The organism is Nostoc sp. DSM 114167 (assembly GCF_052692655.1).
Genome location: NZ_CP195116.1, coordinates 4,160,792 through 4,181,380 on the forward strand (window position 1 = coordinate 4,160,792; position 20,589 = coordinate 4,181,380).

General features: G+C 39.7%; 18 protein-coding genes. 11 read left to right on the plus strand and 7 right to left on the minus strand.

The genetic code is table 11. From position 1 onward, the window contains the following. Positions 1-17: 17 nt before the first annotated feature. The gene (locus NSTC731_RS17800) at positions 18-800 is read right to left on the minus strand and encodes a PP2C family serine/threonine-protein phosphatase (RefSeq protein WP_445631957.1); all 783 of its coding nucleotides are present in this window, start codon (positions 798-800) and stop codon (positions 18-20) included. Between the two features lie 50 nt (positions 801-850). After that, positions 851-1,525, minus strand: coding sequence for a vWA domain-containing protein (locus NSTC731_RS17805; RefSeq protein WP_445631958.1), 675 nt, complete (start codon positions 1,523-1,525; stop codon positions 851-853). 747 nt (positions 1,526-2,272) lie between these two features. Here NSTC731_RS17805 and NSTC731_RS17810 point away from each other — a divergent pair. Beyond that, positions 2,273-3,658: a response regulator gene (locus NSTC731_RS17810; RefSeq protein WP_445631959.1), complete on the plus strand. Its 1,386-nt coding sequence runs from the start codon at positions 2,273-2,275 to the stop codon at positions 3,656-3,658. 336 nt (positions 3,659-3,994) lie between these two features. Here the strand turns inward: NSTC731_RS17810 and NSTC731_RS17815 are convergent, their stop codons facing one another. Together NSTC731_RS17815 and NSTC731_RS17820 are read right to left on the minus strand one after the other, a co-directional pair. Beyond that, on the minus strand, positions 3,995-5,116 hold the full coding sequence (locus NSTC731_RS17815; protein WP_445631960.1) for a hypothetical protein: 1,122 nt from the start codon (positions 5,114-5,116) through the stop codon (positions 3,995-3,997). Between the two features lie 540 nt (positions 5,117-5,656). Next, positions 5,657-5,809, minus strand: a complete 153-nt coding sequence (locus tag NSTC731_RS17820) for a hypothetical protein (RefSeq protein WP_445631961.1) — start codon at positions 5,807-5,809, stop codon at positions 5,657-5,659. A gap of 551 nt (positions 5,810-6,360) precedes the next feature. On the opposite strand from NSTC731_RS17820, the gene NSTC731_RS17825 reads away from it, so the two are divergent. The 7 genes from NSTC731_RS17825 to NSTC731_RS17855 all read left to right on the plus strand — a co-directional run bounded on the left by NSTC731_RS17825 (position 6,361) and on the right by NSTC731_RS17855 (position 12,497). Continuing rightward, positions 6,361-6,858 carry a hypothetical protein gene (locus tag NSTC731_RS17825; RefSeq protein ID WP_445631962.1) on the plus strand — a complete coding sequence of 166 codons (498 nt, stop codon included), beginning with the start codon at positions 6,361-6,363 and terminating at the stop codon, positions 6,856-6,858. Between the two features lie 263 nt (positions 6,859-7,121). Beyond that, positions 7,122-9,572 carry a phenylalanine--tRNA ligase subunit beta gene (gene pheT, locus NSTC731_RS17830; RefSeq protein WP_445631963.1) on the plus strand — a complete coding sequence of 817 codons (2,451 nt, stop codon included), beginning with the start codon at positions 7,122-7,124 and terminating at the stop codon, positions 9,570-9,572. Positions 9,573-9,860: 288 nt separating this feature from the next. Further along, positions 9,861-10,130: a YciI family protein gene (locus NSTC731_RS17835; protein WP_289799149.1), complete on the plus strand. Its 270-nt coding sequence runs from the start codon at positions 9,861-9,863 to the stop codon at positions 10,128-10,130. Positions 10,131-10,552: 422 nt separating this feature from the next. Further along, positions 10,553-11,347: a Tab2/Atab2 family RNA-binding protein gene (locus NSTC731_RS17840; RefSeq protein WP_445631964.1), complete on the plus strand. Its 795-nt coding sequence runs from the start codon at positions 10,553-10,555 to the stop codon at positions 11,345-11,347. A 90-nt stretch (positions 11,348-11,437) separates the two neighbouring features. Beyond that, positions 11,438-11,932, plus strand: a complete 495-nt coding sequence (locus NSTC731_RS17845; protein WP_445629973.1) for a helix-turn-helix domain-containing protein — start codon at positions 11,438-11,440, stop codon at positions 11,930-11,932. Positions 11,933-11,943: 11 nt separating this feature from the next. Beyond that, positions 11,944-12,183 (plus strand): hypothetical protein, encoded by a 240-nt coding sequence (locus NSTC731_RS17850; RefSeq protein WP_445627956.1) that lies wholly within the window; start codon positions 11,944-11,946, stop codon positions 12,181-12,183. Positions 12,184-12,188: 5 nt separating this feature from the next. Next, entirely contained in the window at positions 12,189-12,497 is a 309-nt protein-coding gene (locus NSTC731_RS17855) for a transposase (protein ID WP_445627957.1), read from the plus strand. A 241-nt stretch (positions 12,498-12,738) separates the two neighbouring features. Here the strand turns inward: NSTC731_RS17855 and NSTC731_RS17860 are convergent, their stop codons facing one another. Further along, positions 12,739-13,638, minus strand: a complete 900-nt coding sequence (locus NSTC731_RS17860) for an aspartoacylase (RefSeq protein ID WP_445631965.1) — start codon at positions 13,636-13,638, stop codon at positions 12,739-12,741. A gap of 293 nt (positions 13,639-13,931) precedes the next feature. Here NSTC731_RS17860 and NSTC731_RS17865 point away from each other — a divergent pair, with 293 nt between their 5' ends. The 3 genes from NSTC731_RS17865 to NSTC731_RS17875 all read left to right on the plus strand — a co-directional run bounded on the left by NSTC731_RS17865 (position 13,932) and on the right by NSTC731_RS17875 (position 17,690). Beyond that, positions 13,932-15,113 (plus strand): AGE family epimerase/isomerase, encoded by a 1,182-nt coding sequence (locus NSTC731_RS17865; protein ID WP_445631966.1) that lies wholly within the window; start codon positions 13,932-13,934, stop codon positions 15,111-15,113. Between the two features lie 101 nt (positions 15,114-15,214). Continuing rightward, positions 15,215-15,802 (plus strand): Uma2 family endonuclease, encoded by a 588-nt coding sequence (locus NSTC731_RS17870; protein WP_445632117.1) that lies wholly within the window; start codon positions 15,215-15,217, stop codon positions 15,800-15,802. 499 nt (positions 15,803-16,301) lie between these two features. Further along, a complete protein-coding gene (locus NSTC731_RS17875; protein ID WP_445631967.1) occupies positions 16,302-17,690 on the plus strand; it encodes a serine/threonine protein kinase in 1,389 nt (462 codons plus the stop codon). Positions 17,691-17,741: 51 nt separating this feature from the next. Here NSTC731_RS17875 and NSTC731_RS17880 read toward each other — a convergent pair whose 3' ends face one another. Together NSTC731_RS17880 and NSTC731_RS17885 are read right to left on the minus strand one after the other, a co-directional pair. Then, the gene (locus tag NSTC731_RS17880) at positions 17,742-19,070 is read right to left on the minus strand and encodes an ATP-binding protein (RefSeq protein WP_445631968.1); all 1,329 of its coding nucleotides are present in this window, start codon (positions 19,068-19,070) and stop codon (positions 17,742-17,744) included. A gap of 93 nt (positions 19,071-19,163) precedes the next feature. Further along, a complete protein-coding gene (locus tag NSTC731_RS17885) occupies positions 19,164-20,501 on the minus strand; it encodes a tellurite resistance TerB C-terminal domain-containing protein (protein ID WP_445631969.1) in 1,338 nt (445 codons plus the stop codon). Positions 20,502-20,589 lie beyond the last annotated feature (88 nt).

Here is a 20,589-nt window from a genome sequence, read left to right on the forward strand (position 1 = left end):
ACCTGTAGATTTGTTGCTCATGAGTCGTTGAATGCAGCTATAATGAGTGTCAAATCATCATCAGTGCGTTGCGTAATCCGCTCTGAGCGTAAAAATTTTACCAATTGCTCCTTTGCTTCTGTCTTATCCTCGGTATTGGCGACAAATTCAAACAGCGGAAAAAAGAATGGTTTGTGAGGTTCGCCAACAACCATATTCAAAGCCAGCATTTGTAATCCGTCGGTGATGATACCAACGTTTACTATGTCTGTGCGCCATAGTCTCATTTGTGCTGTATCTAAAGCATTAGGCGAAGTTAAAAAAGTAGTTTCGTTAATGTATTCACCACTGTCAGGCATAGTTAGTGCCAGCAGATTGCCCAAACGATCTTTTGCCACTGCCAAACCATCACCTATCTGAACTACAGCTACAACTTCTGGTGTGGCAACCAGCATAATTAAGGTAGTTGCTAAATCTTGAGGCTGTTTGTCACAAGTAGCCGCCTCATCCTCCACAGCTTTTTTAGCGGCGAATATGGCATCATTTAAGAGCGATCGCACTAATGTATCATCAGTCAAACTTTTTCGGGTCAGCCCAATGGTAGAAATGTTTTCTATTGCTGTCTCTACAGCAACCATCGCTCCCACTTTCCCAAGGCTAGCAGAACCCGCGCCATCTGCTGCGGCCGCCACTAAAACATTATCTGACAATATCTGCCAGTGATGAGCATCCTGACATAATTGATTGTTTTTTAAGTGACTTGTACCACATACAGATGCAGCCACAATCCGCCATTGAGCAATCTGTTTTGATATGTTCATAAATTTTTTTCAAGCAGCTAGCTGGGTAAACATCAAGCTGCGCTTTTTCATTAAACAGTCCCCCAACCAATCGGCGGTAGTGCTACCTGTTCGTCTACTTGGGAATGAGAAACAGCCGACATACTAGTTGACAGCCAGACAAACATCTCGATAAAATTTAATCCTTTAAGCTTTAAGGGAGTACGTACAGTTATTTGATTTAAACGCGTCATATTTGCATTTTCTACTCCAACTGTAAAGAATGCTACCCGCTTGTTCGCCTCGTCTCCCTGTAGGCGCACAGATGCTTGCTCTACCACTTGCTCTAACTCACCTTGGGGTTCTCCATCGGTAATCATAAATACCCAAGGACGATAGTAAGCAATCCCGTTGGCACGATACTGAGATTTCCGCTCTTGAATTATGTCCAAAGCTTTATGAATTCCCGCACCCATTGTTGTCAAGCCTTGGGCTGTCAAAATCGGTGGATTGAATTGATCGGCAGTCACAAAGTCTTGTACTACATTGATATTACTATCAAAAGTGACGATCGCCACTTCCACCCGTCTCGCAGCTAAGGAATTTTTGACTAGTTCATCCTTTAAGCTTAGTAAACCTTGATTTAAAGCCTCAATCGGCTCTCCTTGCATCGACCCAGATGTGTCTAATAAAAGTACACAAGGACAACGGGGTTCTGGGTTCTCAGCAAATTCTACTACTTCATCAAGTCTTAATGTATCATGCATAACTTTTTGTGTTATGTTAAAGTTCAAAGCTTTATTTCCCTTTGCTCAGAGTATATAGTTCCAATCGCCGAGGCGACTACAGAATATAGTATCTATTGGTAGATGCTCTAATCTTTATTAAACAAATTATTTTCATGAAGTTCTCTATATATTTAAGATGAACTTGAGTACAGCTTAGTTTAGCAAAAAAGAGTTTATCAAAACCCAGCATTACCTGTTGTAATGTATCTACCAAAAAGTTATATCCATTAACCCTACAGTACAATAAATACGTAAACTTGTTTAGATAATTTTTTAAAGATTTTATGTAGAAGAATCGTTTCTTGAAGGAAAAGTAATTAACCATAATTAAGCTCGTTAACTCTAGAAGGATACCAGTGTAACTACGCGAACTCGGAATTAAATTTGCTTCTGGAAGTGAGTGGGCATAAAGAAACGTCATTATTAAGGTCTTCACTCAAGAGTTGTCAGTAATTAGTAAAATCCAGAATTAACCAACATCCACTGATAATCTCGTTATGATAGATGCTTACCTTTATTCATACCTACTTACTTTTTGAGATAGGTTAAGTAAAATGTGCTAAATGTAACAAAGTACTTATAAGCCTTACAATTTTTAATATATGTACATATTTTCAAATAAATAATTTGTGGTTAGAAAAATATTACAAAAAAGAGAATACTTTATAGCTCATATTTTCAATCTACAAATGTTCGCTTGTTGATTCCGCAAAAAACTTGAAAAATATGAATAACTCAGGTACATTCACCAAACTACGTCCTCTAAGTTTGTTAAGACAATTATCCAATTGTTCCGACAGTACTTGTTTACAAGTATTGAGTAACTCAGTTTCTTGGTCGATTTACTTAGAACAGGGCAAAATAACTTACGCTACCCATTCCGTGGAACCCTTCGATCGACTAGAACGCCATTTGCGACGCCTCAGCCAGCAAATTCCACTCCTGACTAATGAGGTTCGCCATCAAGTACGGCTGATGTTTGAACCTGACTCACACAGTCAGTTAATCAAAGATGACACTAATTCGAGAAGCCACCCTCCTGAGTATCAGGCTATATCCTGGCTTGTTAGTCAACAACATCTACATTCTACACAAGCAGCAGTACTGGTTCAAGAATTAGTTAAAGAGGTAATTGAATCATTTTTGCTCATCAAAGAAGGTACTTATGAATTAACAGAATCACTTGATAGGATGCCAAAAATTTGTCGGCTAGGTGTCGAAAAAATTCTAGAGTATTGCCAATTAAGATTACAAAATTGGCAGGCTTTTATACCTAAAATTTCTTCTGCATATCAACGTCCATATCTATTGATTAATAGCAAGTTTGATGACCAAGATTTACCAAATCTACAGCCAGATTTAATTAACTGGATGAAGGGTTTTAGCTTGTGTCATCTGGCTGTAATTTTAAATCAAGATGAAATTCAACTAGCTCGCAATTTATACCCTTACATTCTGAAGGGTGCGATTATCCTTCATGAACCCGATCCACCTTATGATAAGTTACCAAGGATTTTTGAGGAGCAATCGCTTTTCTCAAAATTGATTTCAGGGTTAATTGACACGAAACAAGAACTAAGTAACACTGTCAATTCTTACCAAAATATTCCTGAAGAGAAAATAGTGCCTGTTCAGCGATTACCACAGATTTCTACTCCTTCCAAAGAAAACTTTCAGGAACCAACAATATCAAATAACATAAATTCTGCTTCCCCAAGAGTAACGGCTGCTACTGTAACAGTAAAAAAAGTCCACAAAATCGTTTCTGTAGATGATAGCCCTACAATTCTTAAAGAAATCAGTTATTTCTTAGAAAATGAAAACTTTTCTGTAGTAACTATTAACGATCCAGTGAAAGCAGTTTTGTCAATTATAAGGCACAAACCGGATTTAATTTTGTTGGATTTAAATATGCTAGGAATTGATGGCTATGAGTTGTGCCGAATTATACGAAATAATTCACTATTTCAAAATACTCCTATTATCTTTGTTACTGGGAATAAAGGAATCGTAGACAAAGTAAAGGCGAAATTAGTTGGGGCTTCTGGATATCTGACTAAACCGTTTACTCGCGCCGAATTACTGAAAATAGTTTTTATGCATTTGACTTAAATTAACTACCTTACCCATTACATTTCAAAGAGTAATACTTCTGGGTTAATTACAGATTAGACTTACGCAAAAAGTGCTAAAAAGCTGAATTTATCGAACTGCCAAGAACGCCAATAACGTCAAGAATCGTAGAGTTTGCGTAAGTCCTAACAGATTGAAATTCTTGAAGTACTAGAAGATTGATTCTGGCGCTGCTCAATGAGAGCAATGTCAACTGCAAAGCTTAACCCAGAAGTATTGTATTCAAAATGTAATCAACTCAAGTTGGTAAAAAGGGCCATTGCCACAATAGACAGGCTTACCGATGCAAAACAGGTTCCTTTCTGCTACAAACTTTTAGGCTATGGTAGAGAAATCATAATTTGGGTTGTTGTAGCCTGGATTTGATATGGCGGATGTTACAAGGTCAGAACTGCTGAGTAAACTGCTGACATCAGTTCCTATATTTTGGCTAGGTTTAGTACTACCTAACGATATCAGTTCGCCACTAACAGAGAAATTCCAGCCTTCATTACCAATGAGTGTTTTGTCATCACCACTAGCTTCAATCCGGTTTCCCAGGAGATTGCTGTTAGTTACATTGGCAGTGTTGCCACTACCAAGGATATCGTTTTTACTACCAGGTAGTGTATTGGCATTACCAAGGATGTCGTTATTATTGCCTAAGTTCCAGTTACCGTTACCGTTGGTTGTATTCTCGTTACCAAAGCCCCAGTTGCCATTACCTTCGGTTTTACCGCCATCACCGTAGTTCCAGTTACCGTTACCGTTGGTTGTGTTACCGCTACCAAAATTCCAGTTACCATTACCGTCGGTTGTGTTGTTACTACCATATAGCCAGTTACCGTTACCTTGGCCACTGTTATCGGTAGCATCTGCACCATCTAATTTTTGAATATCAGATATCCAGTTGTCGCTCTTATAAGGTACAGGTTGACCGTTGCCAGTTTCAGGTAGGTTGCTACCACTTTCCTTGGAGGGCGGAGTGCTGCCAAATGGTAAGTTACCAGGGAGGTTGGCGCTACTACCAGATGCGTTACCACTAGATGCGCCACCACCAGCAAAGGGGTTGCTACCGCCACCAGATGCGTTACCGCTAGATGCGCCAGCAAAGGGGTTGCTACCGCCACCTAAGGCACTAATATCACCGCCAACGACGCCGATGAGTTGATTGAACGGATTATTGGTATCAGTTAAAGCCCGCTCGTCAAGTGGTCGCTCGTAATTATATTTGTACTTTCCATCTTCACTGGTTGTGGATGAGTTACCACCACCGATAAAGGAAGCGAAAGGATTACTACCGCTAGCAGCGCCACCAAAACTACTGCCACTATCTAAACTACTGCCATCGGTAGACTGCCATTTGCCATCACTGAAAGAAAAATTGCCATTACCAGTTGAACTGTTGCTAGTACTTTGTGAGCCAACAGTTTGATTGCTATTGTTAGAAGTTGCCATTAGAATTAAACTCCTATTACTCAAACTGAAATCCCTCTATCAAGAGGAAGATCGACGACATGAATGAAAGCATTTTTTTACTTTTATTTTCACTAAAAAATACTAATAAAAACAGCAATCACCGCATTTAGTAAAAGTGTACAAAATCAAATTTATATTTAAAATGAACAAAATTTCGATTGGATTGCCGATTTTTTAGATTGGATTGTCTATTCTTTCGATCTTGTTGAGGTAGATTTCAGAAAAATGTCCGATAATCCTGATTTTGAAAGCTTTAGAGGCAGTTTATACAGTGATTTTTCGGCACAAACAGGGCAAATTTATTTCTTTGGTGTTATACAACACAATGCAATATAATTCCACTACAAAAAAGAGTAAGTGTAATTTTTGTAGTCTCTTGAGTTATAAAATATTACTTGTGAGGTTTGATCGAGTTTTAAAGATTCAAGTTATGCGATCGCTAGAGCAAACACATCTAAATTACTCGCGATCGCAACCAATGTTAAGAACCAACGAAAAAATCAGCATTTCTCATTTGATTTATTTTTCAAGTCTCAAAGCCATATCTCCGATGGGTGGTTCCTGAGCGCAGCCGTACCACTTGCCTACGGCACGCTGTTCGCGTTCGTGGAAGCAAGCTAGCAAGAGCGTCTCCGATAGGAGAAGGGCTACGCCTCGTGAAATTGTGGTCATTGCTCATCTCAAAAAACTGGGCTTGTTGAGAATAGAGAAAAAATAATGTCCCTTTTACATAATGTAATAATTGCTAAAATATGGACTAATAATGCTAGAAAGTAAAACTAGGTGAATCTTCAAGATAAGTAAGTCGGGGAGAATAAACCGAACTATATTAATAAACATAAACATATTTTAAACCCTTACAAATGACCAATGACAAATTACAAATGACGATTATTGCTAGTTAGCTTTATTTGTATCGTTCTACTGAAATTCAGCAAAAAATTCCTTGCAAAGCACTGTTGAAGTTTTTGAAATCAGAAAAAAACTTGTGTATTTAGATTGCTGGTTTTATGGTATTTTAACTTAAGCGTGAGAAAGCAAACGGCTCTCACTCGTAATGGTTATGTAAGAAGCGATATCTACGACGGGTTGCACCAACGCACAAAGGTTAACTAATTGCGTTTTGTGTTTTGAAGCTTCACTCTAGCAGAAAACAAAATAATTTATCAGTCTGCTTTCTAGTTAAACTAATAATAAAAATTCCTGACTATGGAGTATAAAAAATGAAAAGTGTAGTAAGCGCAGCAGTTATATTAACATTGATTGGTGGAGCAAATTGTCTTCCTAGCTATGGAATATCATCAAATATCAAGCCTTCAAGCATAGAAGTTAAATCAATTGCTCAAGGTAGTCATCAACAATTGATGGCTAGAGTTGGAACTACTTTAAATACTCCATTTTATCTGAGATATGGAAGGACAGCTTACCTCCCCACTGAAAATATTGAAATCAAATTTTCAAAAGTTATCCAGGATTCTCGGTGTCCTTCTGATGTAACTTGTATTTGGCAAGGGCAAGTTATTATTGGATTAGACATCATAAAAAATGGTCAGCAAGTTTCAACATTAACGCTAACCTTGATACCAGGTCGTGATGCTTTACCAATTCAATTTTTAGATAAGTATTCGGTAAAATTAATAGAGGTTTCCCCGTACCCAAATAGCAAAAAGGCGATCGCACTCAAAGACTACATTGCTAAAATTGTTGTTAGTAAAAATTAGATGGCCAAATAATTCGTAATTCGTAATTAAAAAAGTTAGATTTAATCTGGGTTTTCAGCTTTACATCTGTAGCCTGATTTTGGAAAATCGGTATTACTTCCCTGCGTAGATACATTCTCAGTATTTACTTATTTTTACATTGGCTGTCTAACGTAGTAGGATTGTTCAAGTGAAAGGGTACACCTTGCAGGGCGAGTAGCCATCGAGCGCTTCTTGCACCCTAAAATAAGAGCAAAAGACGATTCCTAAAACAAGCACACTCCATGCGTATTTCTCTAAATTGGCTGCGCGAACTAGTAGAGATAAAACTTAGTCCAGAAGAATTAGCTGAAACCCTGACAATGGCGGGGTTTGAGGTTGAAGAGATTGAAGACCGCCGCACTTGGGCAAATGGCGTGGTCATCGGCAAAGTGCTTGAGCGTCAACCCCATCCCAACGCCGATAAATTGAGTGTTTGCCAAGTGGATATCGGTACAGGTGAAACTTTAAATATTGTCTGTGGTGCTGCCAATGTGAAGGCAGATATCTATGTCCCAGTGGCAACTACGGGTACTTACTTACCCAAAATAGATTTAAAAATTAAACCTGCAAAACTGCGTGGTGTTGCTTCTCAGGGCATGATTTGTTCTTTAAAGGAACTCGGTTTGCCCACCGATGTCGATGGAATCCATATTTTTACCCAGGAAAATTTACCATTGGGTAGTGATGTCCGGCCGTTGTTGGGTTTAGATGATGTAATTTTAGACCTGACGGCAACTGCAAATCGCGCTGATGCTCTGAGTATGGTAGGTGTAGCTAGAGAAGTAGCAGCTTTAACGGGTGGAAAGTTGAGCATTCCTGAACCTGCTGAAGTATCTATTCCCAAAAATGCCGGAAATTTAGCTTTAAAAATTGCCGATACCCAAGCTTGTCCTGCATACATCGGTACGGTAATTGAACAGGTGAAAATTGCTCCATCTCCCGAATGGTTGCAACAGCGTTTGCGGGCGGCTGGGGTACGTCCCATCAGTAATGTGGTAGATATTACTAACTACGTTTTGTTGGAATGGGGACAACCACTGCATGCCTTTGATGGCGATCGCCTAAAATCTGTTGCAGGTAGCGAAAATTTAACCATCGGCGTTCGCTTTGTCAATAATGGAGAATCCCTCAAAACCCTGGATGGACAAACTCGCACTCTATCAACCCAAAATTTGTTAATCACGGCTAACGAAAAACCCGTTGCATTGGCGGGAGTCATGGGTGGAGAAGAAACAGAAGTCCATGCAGGTACTCAAAGCCTAGTTTTAGAAGCAGCTTTATTTGATTCCGTGGCAATTCGCCGTTCTTCCCGGAGTGTAGGGTTAAGAAGTGAGGCTTCTGGCAGATATGAACGGGGAGTTAACCGGGCTGAGTTGGAAATAGCTAATCGCCGCGCTTTATCCTTAATTAGCGAATTAGCGAGTGGAATTATAGTCCAGCAAGAAATTGCCGACACCCGCCCCGATCCGTCTACCTGGAGTCGTTCTATCGCCCTGCGTTTAGAGCGAGTTAATCAGATATTGGGGCCCATCGATTTAGAAGAAGACACAGGCGAACTGCAAAAACAAGATGTTGAGCGCATCCTGACTGCATTGGGGTGTCAGTTAACTTCTTCAGGAGAAGATAGCAGCCATCACCCTACATGGTCAGTTTCCGTCCCACCCTATCGTTACCGCGACTTAGAGCGAGAAATTGATTTAATTGAAGAAATCGCCCGTCTTTATGGTTACAACAAATTCTGCGATACCTTACCAGAAAAAGCAGAAGCAGGCTATCTGCCTTTAGATGAGGAAGTGATTCGCAAATTACGAGCTTTCCTCCGGGCTGAAGGATTGACAGAATTAATCCACTATTCTTTAGTCAAACCAGGAGAAGACAGAAATATAGTACTGTCAAATCCGTTATTTGTCGAATATTCAGCACTGCGAACCGATTTGATCTCTGGGTTAATTGATGCTTTTCAATACAATTTAGAGCAGGGTAATGGTGCGCTGAACGGTTTTGAAATCGGGCAGATTTTCTGGCAAGAAGAAGACGGTTTGCAAGAAACAGAAACCTTGGCGGGAATTATGGGAGGGGATATTTCCGTTGGCAAATGGTCAAAAAGTGGACGCGAAGAACCGATCGCCTGGTTTGAAGCCAAAGGCATTTTAGAAAGTGTATTTCGGCAACTTAGCTTGCAAATCGAATTTCAACCCGATCGCCGCGACGATCGCTTACATCCAGGACGCACCGCTTCCCTGTGGATTCGGGGTAACAGACTGGGGATTTTTGGGCAACTCCATCCCCAACTGCGACGAGAAAAAGGTTTACCAGATTCCGTTTATGTTTTTCAGTTGGATCTAGATGTGCTTTTAGATTCTCTGGGAGAAGATGAAGTTCTCGTCCCCACATTCCGGCCTTATTCTACATATCCAGCTAGCGATCGCGACATCGCCTTTTTCGCACCCGTGAAAATCTCAGTTGTCGAAATTGAAAAAGTAATTACTAAAGCTGGTAAAGATTTGCTCGAATCGGTGGAATTATTTGATGAATATCGGGGTGAAAACGTCCCCGAAGGACAGCGGAGTTTAGCATTCCGCTTAATTTATCGGGCAAGCGATCGCACTTTGACTGAGGCTGAAGTCGAACCAGTACATAATAAAGTCCGCGAAGCCTTGGTGGAAAAATTCGGTGTCAACTTGAGAAGTTAGTCATTTGTCATTTGTCACTTGTACTGAGCGTAGTCGTTGGCGCAGCCTCTCGTAGAGAAGTATTTGTCATTTGTCACTTGTACTGAGCGACTCGTACCGACTTGTGCCGAGCGAAGTCGAGGTAGTGGAGCCGAGGTAAGTCGAAGTATTTGTCATTTGTCGTTTGCTAGGAGTGAGAAATTAATCATTTCTTACTCCCCGATGCACTGGCTGCAAAATCTAAAATCCAAAATCGTTCGACTGAGCGCAGCCGAAGTCTAAAATCTAAAATCCAAAATTGGTAAAGTTATGCCTAAATATGTACTCTGGGGAACTTACTGCGAAGACGTTATCGAAAAACGCGCCCCCTATCGTCAAGCTCATTTAGACGGATTGGCAAAACAGAAAGAATCCGGTGTGCTGATTACCATCGGCCCCACTAAAGATGTTACAAAAGTTTTTGGCATTTACGAAGCCGAAGATGAAGCCACTGTGCGCCAGTTGATTGAAAATGACCCCTACTGGAAAAATGGCATCTGGACTGAATATTCTGTCAAAGAATGGATTCAGGCTTTATAAATTGGGCATTGGGCATGGGGAATAGGGGATGAGTCTTTAATACTCGCTGACGAGTCTTTTATACTCGTGAATGAGTCTTTTATACTCGCTGACGAGTCTTTAATACTCGCCGACGAGTCTTTAATACTCGCTGACGAGTCTTTTATACTCGCCGACGAGTCTTTTATACTCGCCGATGAGTCTTTAATACTCGCCGATGAGTCTTTAATACTCGCCGATGAGTCTTTAATACTCGCTGACGAGTCTTTAATACTCGCCGATGAGTCTTTAATACTCGCTGACGAGTCTTTAATACTCGCTGACGAGTCTTTGATACTCGCTGACGAGTCTTTGATACTCGCTGACGAGTCTTTGATACTCGTGAATGAGTCTTTGAACTCCACTCTTCTGCTTCCTCTGCTCCCCCTACCTCTCCCCAGCGTATGAAAATTTGGCAGGTTGATTTTTATCGTCGTCCCTCACAAGATGCATCTGGACAAATTTTATGGGATTTGTTGATTTGTGACGCAACTCGCAGCTTTCAATATGAAGCCACCTGTCTCCAGTCAGCAGCAAATTCTAATTGGGTTGCGACTCAACTTGAGTTAGCTGCTGGTGAAGAATTGCCAGATGTAATTCAGGTGTTTCGTCCTCAGTCTCTAAGCTTAATTGAAGCGGCTGGACGTAACTTAAGTATTAATGTCGAACCTACCCGCCACACCTTGGCGTTAAAGCAGTGGTTACAAGAAAAGCAATATCCCGCAACGCTGGATAAACCACCTCCAGCACCATTACCAGAAAACCTTTGGGGAGAACAATGGCGTTTTGCAAGTTTAGCTGCTAGTGATGTAGAAACGAGATTTAGCGATCGCCCCATTCCCATTTTGCACATCCCAGAACATTTCAAACCCATCAATTTAGGTTTGGCATCAACAGTTCCCGTTCCTGGTGTCGTCATTTATGGGGGACGGCAATCAATGCGCCTAGCACGGTGGTTGCAGCAAGCCCGTCCTGTAAGCTTGAACTACATTTCTGGCGCACCGGATGGCTTAATATTAGAAGCTAGCTTGGTGGATAGGTGGATTGTTGCCACATTTGAAGATCCAGAAGTTACAACAGCAGCCCAAGCATTTGAACAACGCAAAAAGCATTGCCGAGGATTGCATTTTTTGTTAGTTCAACCCGATGATTCTGGTATGACTTATAGTGGCTTTTGGTTATTGCAGGCAGAAAATTAATATTAATTGCCAAAAATATTTGTCTGCTTATACCAATTCTGTATGAAGCTGCGCTAAATTGTGGAAAAGGGTGTATTTGGTAAAAGTGTAATGGGTCGGAGATTGATAATTGAAATTAAAGAGAGCCAAGAAGAATTACAAAAAGCAGTGAAATATGCGCTAGAAGCTAGTAGCAAAGAGAGATTACAAATGCTCAACTGGCTAAAAACAGGACAGGTTACAAGTAGGCGATCGCTGGCAGCGTTGTTAGGGAGAGATGAGGCAACAGTAACTCGTTGGCTAAAAAAATACAAGGAATTAGGATACAAAGGCTTACTAGAGGTGAAACAGGCACCAGGAAAACAGCCAATTGTCAGTGGCGAGAATTTAGAACGTTTAAAAAAAAGATTATCCGAACCACAAGGATTTCAAAGTTACAGTCAGATTCAACAATGGTTAATGGCGGAATTAGGACTAAATGTTGCTTATAAAACGGTATACCAATTAGTGAGATATCAACTTGGTGCCAAGCTGAAAGTTCCGCGTCCTCAAAGCACCAAACAACATCCAGACAGTCTATCTCACTTTAAAAAAAACTGCCTCTAGCACTCAAATTCTTGCAGGAGGAATTTGGCGAAGGGAAAAGATTGAGGTATTTATGTCAGGATGAAACACGTTTAGGATTAAAGACAATTACCGGACGTTTAATTACAGCTAAGGGAGTTAAACCTGTAGGTTTAAGTCAATGGCAACGCGAAAATTTTTATTTATATGGAGTTGTAGAACCTCTAAGCGGATACAGCTTTTTCTACGAATTCCCTTACCTTAATGGGGAAGCAGTTTTCAAAACTTCTTAGAGTTGTTGTCTGCTGATCTTGGTGATGATAGTGCCGTAATTCAGTTCGACCGAGGTTCTTTTCACAAAGCGAAAACTCTCGATTTTCCAGATAACATTATCCCGCTCTTTCAGCCTCCTCACTCTCCTGAACTCAACCCGATTGAGCGGTTTTGGGAATTTCTCAAATCTCAACTCCAATGGGAAAACTGTAAAACACTCTCACAACTACAGCAAAAGTTAACTGATGCCCTCAAAGAAATTACACCTTCCATGATTGCCTCTCTTACTTCTTACAATTTTATCCTTGAAGCCTTATTTAGCGCAGCTTCATAAAGAATTGGTATTAATTGCGATCGCTAAATAAATCGACTAAAGCGATGTCTGACCGCAAGGGAATATGGGTCTACGCTTTACTGTAATTTGCCAATATACGACAGGTGTATAAATCTAGCAAATTTTAGTACGACTACTGGGAACTTATTCATACAGCTTTAAATGTAGTTCTGGGATTTGTGGTTTAGAGGTGTTAAAGAATAAAAATAGAGATAAAAGTGAGGCAAAGGCGATGAACAAATTAAACTATTTCTTCCTGCTTTTGACTGAAATACATCGCAATTCCTTTCTCGTAGTAAGCTGCTTCATTAATAAAAATAGGATAAACAATAGACGCTCCCTCATAGAAAATATCTTTTCCTTCAAAAGTCAGAAACATTGGATCGCCTGGATGCAAAGGTTCATAATCCCTAAACTGAAGCTGGGGGTGAATCATGGCTTGAATTTCCCCGCGTAGGGGCAGCCCACCGTAGGTATCGCTTCTCGGATAATCGATAGTCTTAATATATTTATAAAGTGTAAGGTAGTTGCTTGTCTGCGGAATATTACCCTGATTGCACCTTTCAAAATAATCTAAAACTGCATAAATAAGCTGTTCTGTCTCCTGAAATAATTTGGCGTTTAAAACATTTTGAGCTACAGCACCAACTTCTATAACAAAACCCAATTCGCACAAAGAACGGAGAAAACCATTTTCTTTGGATTCCTGATTAATAAAGACTTTCACCAAAGGATTGATAGAACTTAAATAAGCGCCTAACCGGAGCAAGAAAGGATGCATATCACAAAAAATCAGACTTAACCCCATATTGGCAGTTGTGCTATGCAAATCAACAATTACATCTACAAAGGGCTGATTTTGCGGTTGCAATATCTGTTGAATTGCTTTTGCCCGCATATCTTCATAACTTAAGAGTTGGGGATTTTGTAGACCTTGATTAGTGAAACAACGATTTAAATCTTTTTCAATGTATCGTTTGCCTTCTTCAATAGCTTTGAGATTGCCAAGTAATGCCAGAGTTTCAAAACTTGCCCTGTTAATTAAATTAGGATATTGCTGAAACTTTTTGACTAAATGTACTCCTGTTAGCTCATTACCGTGATTTCCTCCAACGATCGCAACTCGTTCAATCTGACTCATAACAACCTCATCTCTAAAAAACTACCCTACGGTTATTGAGAATGGTGCAAGATCCAAGATAGAAGTATAACTTCTGTTGACTAAATCTTGTAAAAGCCTGACGCGATGTCTACGAAGGGCTATGACGCTCGGTCGCGCAGCGTGCCGTAGGCAAGACTCGCTAACGCTTCTCTACGAGACGCTGCGCGTAGCTTGCTTCTCCGAAGGAGTACGCTATCGGCGTCGCTCCATATTAGAGCCAAAATATGATAACTGTTAAGCTGTTAGATTTAGTACAAAAAGGGAGGAAATTTATGGAGCAGGACTTTCAAGCGATCGCTGAACTTTACAAAAACGCCCTCCTCAACGACGTACTCCCCTTTTGGGAAAAATATTCTCTCGATTGGCAGCAAGGCGGCTATTTCACCTGCCTCGATCGCCAAGGCAAAATTTATGATACAGACAAATTCATCTGGCTGCAAAACCGCCAAATGTGGACTTTTTCGATGCTTTACAACCAGTTAGAAAAGCGCGAAAACTGGCTAAAAATTGCCAGCAATGGCGCTAATTTTCTCGCCCAACATGGCAGAGATAGCGATGGTAACTGGTACTTTGCCCTCACCCGTGAAGGAAAACCATTAGTTCACCCTTACAACATCTTTTCTGATTGCTTTGCAGCGATGGCATTTAGTCAATATGCACTCGCTGGCGGCGAAGAATGGGCAAAGGATGTAGCGATGCAAGCTTATAACAACGTATTACGCCGCAAAGATAACCCCAAGGGCAAATATAATAAAACCTATCCCGGCACACGCCCGATGAAATCATTGGCTGTACCGATGATTTTAGCCAACTTGACTCTAGAAATGGAATGGTTGCTGCCAAAGGAAACACTAGAGAATGTCCTAGCTGAGACAGTCCGCGAAGTGATGACCGATTTTCTCGACCAAGAACGGGGACTAATGTACGAAAACGTTGCCCCTGACGGTTCCCACATCGATAGTTTTGAGGGAAGGCTGATTAATCCAGGTCACGGTATCGAAGCGATGTGGTTTATCATGGACATCGCGCGTCGAAAAAACGACACCAAAACTATTAACCAAGCTGTTGATGTAGTACTAAATATTCTGAATTTTGCTTGGGATAAGGAGTACGGCGGATTGTATTACTTTATGGATGCAGATGGTCATCCCCCACAACAACTGGAATGGGATCAAAAACTGTGGTGGGTTCATTTAGAGTCATTGGTTGCATTAGCGATGGGTTATCGCCTGACCGGGCGTGAAGTGTGTTGGGAATGGTATCAAAAGATGCACGATTACGCCTGGTCACACTTTGCTGATTCAGAATACGGTGAGTGGTTCGGTTATCTCAATCGCCGTGGAGAAGTTTTATTGAACCTCAAAGGCGGCAAATGGAAAGGATGTTTTCACGTACCGCGTGCATTATATCTTTGTTGGCAGCAATTTGAGGCATTGCGATCGCTGCGACGGTAAACAACGCAGTCAATTTAACAATGCAAAACTTAATTACGAATTACGAATTACGAATTACGAATTACGAAGCTACTGTACAAGTACTATTGGAAAGATGTCTCATGAATGTTGTGACACCTAAACGATTTACGATCGCAGAATACCATCAATTGATTGAACTCGGATTTTTCACAGAGGGCGATCGTATTGAATTGATTCGCGGAGAACTGATTCAAATGACAGCAAAGGGAACGCCTCATACAGTTTGTAGTTCTATCCTATGCCGTCAACTGGATCGGCTTCTAGGCGATCAAGCAGTCATCCGCGGACAAGATCCCATCACCCTTCCTAATCAAAGTGAGCCTGAGCCGGATGTTGTCATTGCACGAGGGAGAGATGAAGATTACCTAGCTCATCATCCCTATCCCGAAGATATTTTATTAGTGATTGAAATTTCAGATAAAACCCTAGATTACGACCAAACAACCAAGCTGTCTTTGTATGCAGAAGCCGGAATTTCTGATTACTGGATTGTGAATTTACCAGATAGTCAACTTGAGCGTCATAGCCAGCCATATCAAAATGCTCAAAATAAGTTTAGCTATCTCAGCAAGCAGATTTCTTTATCGAATCAGTCAGTGGCAATTCCTGGATTTGAAGATACATTATTAGACTTGAATCGGTTGTTTCCAGAGGGTGCTAATGAATGATTTTCGCTCATTTTCTAAAGTGAGTTAAGAGGATGTTTGAAAAGTGTTTGATTGTGATTTTCATTGCGTTGTTACCCCCCTTAGTCCCCCCTTATAAAGGGGGGAAACAAGAAAAATCCGGTTCCCTCCCCTTTTTAAGGGGAGGGTTAGGGTGGGGTAAAAAATATTTGATACACCAATCACGACTTTTCAAACAACCTCTAAGCTACTTATGCTTATTAGACAAACTAAACGCTTCTCTATTTAATGCTAATCAACCAAAAGCTATTTTAACCAATACTGAAAATAAATGAATTCGATGATAATTGCAGGTTTGATTGAGTTTTATTCCTATACATTTTTATTTTTAAGCAAAATCTAAGCAGTATTGAGTAGATAGTAAGTCGAATTGTAGAAAAATACTTTCTCTAATGCTTGTTGCTAACTTAAGTAATCTTACAGTGGGGTAGTAACAAACAGCAAAGCTATAAAAGCAACAAAGCTTTGGGGTCACGAGCAAATGACAAGTCGAGAATTGCCAGATTCTAATCAAGAAATTCTGTTAGAAAGGTATCAAGTGCAACAGGAATTAGGCAAAAAAGCCGGACGGCGATCGCTGCTAACTCGTGACTTACAAACTCAAGAATTAGTAGTGGTTAAAATACTGTCCTTTGGTAATGAATTTGAATGGAATGACCTCAAACTATTTGAGCGGGAAGCTGAAACTCTCAAAGCACTTTCCCACCCAGCCATTCCCCGCTACCTTGACTACTTTGAGCTAGATTCACCCAACAGCAAAGGATTTGCACTCGTACAAAGTTATATCCCAGCCCAATCTCTAGAAGCACAACTCAAAGCTGGGCGTAGTTTCAGTGAAGAAGAAGTTAAGGAACTAGCAAAAGCCATTCTAGAAATTCTCAAATATTTGCATGGCCGTCAACCGCCCGTGATTCATCGTGACATCAAGCCAAGCAATATTCTATTAACAAATCGCTCTAGTAATAGTGTGGGTGAAGTCTACTTAGTAGATTTTGGTTCAGTGCAAACCATCGCCAGAACAAGTAGCACTATGACTGTTGTGGGAAGTTACGGCTATATGCCACCAGAACAATTTAATGGGAGAGCTACTCGTGCTTCTGACCTTTACAGTTTGGGCGCAACTTTAATTTACTTAGTAACAGGTCAACATCCAGGCGATTTACCCCAAACAGACCTACGAATTGAATTTGAAAAGGCTGCTAATATTAGTCTTGGTTTTAGCAGTTGGTTAAGGCGGATGACAGAACCGATTATGAGTAAACGCTTGGCTTCTACTGAAGATGCTGTGCGAACCTTGGAGAAAGGAGGAGAAAATAATCAGAGTCAGTTTGAGAGTAGGGCAATTAATTCAATTCCTAAAAAACCTCATGGTAGTAAAATTTTGTTGAATAAGAATGCTAATTTTATAGATATCATCATTCCAGGGGCAGGATTATTATCTATTCAAACACTTACATTTATAATTCTCTACTTTTTTATACTTTTTATGATGAGTATTCCGCTTTTAGGTGGTGATGGGAGTAGTTTATTTAGAGGTATTTTAGTCATTTCTCCTGTAGCTTTTTTTCTGATTTGTATATGTGTATTTGGGCGAAAGCGACTTTACATAAATCGCCAGCAGATTTATTTGATTTATAAAATATTTCAGCTTGAGCATCACAATCCCTTTCCAAGTTCTAGACAAGAGATTTTACGTTTGGATATAAACAAAAGTGATTTCAATAAATATTATTTAACAATATGGGCAGGTATAAAAAAATATGTAATTTCTAGTAATGAACTCGATATTTTTACTGTAACTCTTTTGGAACTAGACTGGCTAGCTCATGAACTTAGCGATTGGCTAGGCTTACCAATTACAAAAAAGTAAACTTTGTAGAGTAATGTGCTTATTTTTATTGTTCAGTCTCTTCATTATTAATTACAAACTAAATTCTGCTGCGCCATCCTCATCCACATCTGCATCTTTACCCATCGCAGTAGGTTTAAATTTAGAGCCATGAATTAATTCACCAAACGCAATTCCTGGATTTTGGTGAAGAATATTCAACACACTCATAAAATCTAGCACAATTTCCCCTGGTGTAAGTAATGCTTCTGCACCCAAGCGATTAATAATTTCTTGTACAAACTCCTTCAACTCGCGATTTGTCAAAGTCTGTTCATACCCAAAATTGAGTGCGTGAATCTCAGCTAAACGTTGCAAAAGCATCAATATTTCTGCTTCACTCAACGGATTTAACCGAATCACTGGCCCTAAATGTTCCTGAATATTAGCTTGTGCAACAAAACGACTTTCTTTTGTGCGTCTTTGCCAAGCTTGGTCTGCAAAAAGTCCCCGTTTGGGGTCTTCTAAAAATTTAGTTGTTCCACCAACGACAATGCCAAGATGTTCTGCTTTGCACTGCATGGTATCGTTAAACATTGCGAGGAGTCGATTATAATTCTTTTCGCGCGTTACCGTAGTAGATATTTGATATAAATGTACGGCTTCATCAACTAAGATTAACAGTCCTTTATAGCCAATTTCAGCGACAAATTTCGCAAATAGTTTTATATAGTCATACCAACTATCATCATCAATAATTACCCGTACTCCTAAAGCTGCTTTCGCCTCAACTTTAGTCGTAAATTCTCCACGCAACCAACGCATTGCTGCATTTTTTAAACTATCATCATCCATTCGGTAGCCACGCCAATAAGCGATAATCACGCTACCAAAATCAAAACCGTGAACTAAATCTTCAATGTACTGAACTACTTCTCTAATTTTCGCTTCAACTTGGTCATCAAAACCATCGTCATTCGGACGCATTCCAGTTTCTTTAACCACTTCTTGTTGAATTTTATTAATCCATCCTTCTAAAATTGAGACTAAAGCACCACCATCAGGACGAGTTTTTGTAGCTAGGTGGCTCATTAATTCTCGATAGGTAGCGACACCTTCATTGTTACTTCCAGCTAATCGCCGTTCAGAAGATAAATCAGCATCAGCTACTACAAAACCTTGCTCCATAGCACGGTTGCGAATTAGTTGCAGTAAAAAACTTTTCCCAGAACCGTAGTTACCAATTATGAAGCGAAATGCTGCGACACCTTCTGCAATATCATCGAGATTTTGTAATAGGCTTTTTAGTTCTTTTTCTCGACCTACTGCGATATATTCAACTCCTACTCGTGGTACTACACCCGCACCAAGAGAATTAATTAAAGCAGTGGAGATTTTCTTCGAGATTTTGAGCTTTGCCATGTATTACACTTCACTTGATTCTAAACGCAGAAGCACGCGGTAAGTAGGTAAAAGATATATCTTACTACTAAATTTTACGACGGCAATAACAATTTAATTTGATGAAGTATGTCTGGTCATGAGGTCTTCATACATCGCAATCATTTTTTTTACATCTGTTATATGCTCTTGATAAACTTTTGGACTTTCCGAATCAGAATTGATTATTAATTCCCCAATCGTATCATTTGCGCGTTCATTTATAGAATCAATTAATAAATTTGGCATAGTGATGTTTGCTTCGGCAATGATTTTAATAGCACTATTAGGATTATCTTGTTCAACTATAGCTTTTAAAACTTGTAACTCATGTCCAGGGAGATTTTCGAGAAAATTAGTCCATTCTTCGGAGATATTTTTCGATGTCTCAACTTCCGAATTTTCACTGATATCAGAAGATTCAATTATCTCGGAAAATGGAAACAATTCAATATCATCTTCTTGAGAATTATCAGACAAAGGCTCTGAATTAAACGTTTCTACTTGTTGTAGTAATTCCCATACTTGATTTTGTAATGAGTCTCGTTCTTCTTGCAATAATGAAACTTGGCCTTGTAATTGCTGTAATTCGGCCTTGTGTTCTGCTAGTTGGGTTTGTGAATAATTAAGAATAGCTTGGATATTTTCTCTTTCAGTTTTGGTTGCTACTAGCAATTGATTATTTTGGGTTGTCTCAACTTCTAGCTCTTGAATTGCAATTCGCAGTTCGTATAATTTTTCTTCTAATTGGGGTTTGAGTCTGCCTAAAAGAGTTAAATTACTTTCAATTTCTTGTTTCTCGTGTTGTAGCTCAGAAATTTGACTTTGCAATTGGGTGATTTCAGCGCGAGATACATTACAATTTGACTCTAAACGGCGCTTCTCTGCGGTGAGGATAGAAAAAGCATTGTTCAATTCAGTTTGATTGTTCTGCAAATTATTAATTTCAGTTTGCAGGCTACTAACTTCTGTTTCTAATTGCTTCTTTTGTCCGGCAAATGTTCTTAATTCTCGATGTAGACTATCTCTTTGGCTGCGGCTTTCTATAACTTGATTTTGCAGCTGTTGTGATTCAGCATATAGTAAATTATGATGTTCTTCAATTTGATTGATTTCTCTAACAACACGAGCCTTTAATCCCTCCATCTCTTTAATTCGCTTACGCAGAGAACCTAAAACAAACATTTCATAATTTCTGCGCCGCTTATCTATGAATAATGCTGTTGTATGGATAGTAACGGCAGTAATTACACCTGTGAGAAAGGCTTTATTAAAATCCCAGCTTGGGACAAGGCTAAGACCAAAACTCACACTAAAGGCAACTATCACTAGTATAAATCTATTGCCGATCGTTACTGATTGCATATTGCTGGTTTTTAGCGTAGTTAAATTATCTGAATAAGTAGCTCTCATAGTAATTTGTAATTCCTAATTCGTAATTCGTAATTTGTAATTAAAAAACACATACACATAAAATACTTAATCCAAGTGGTTTATCTGG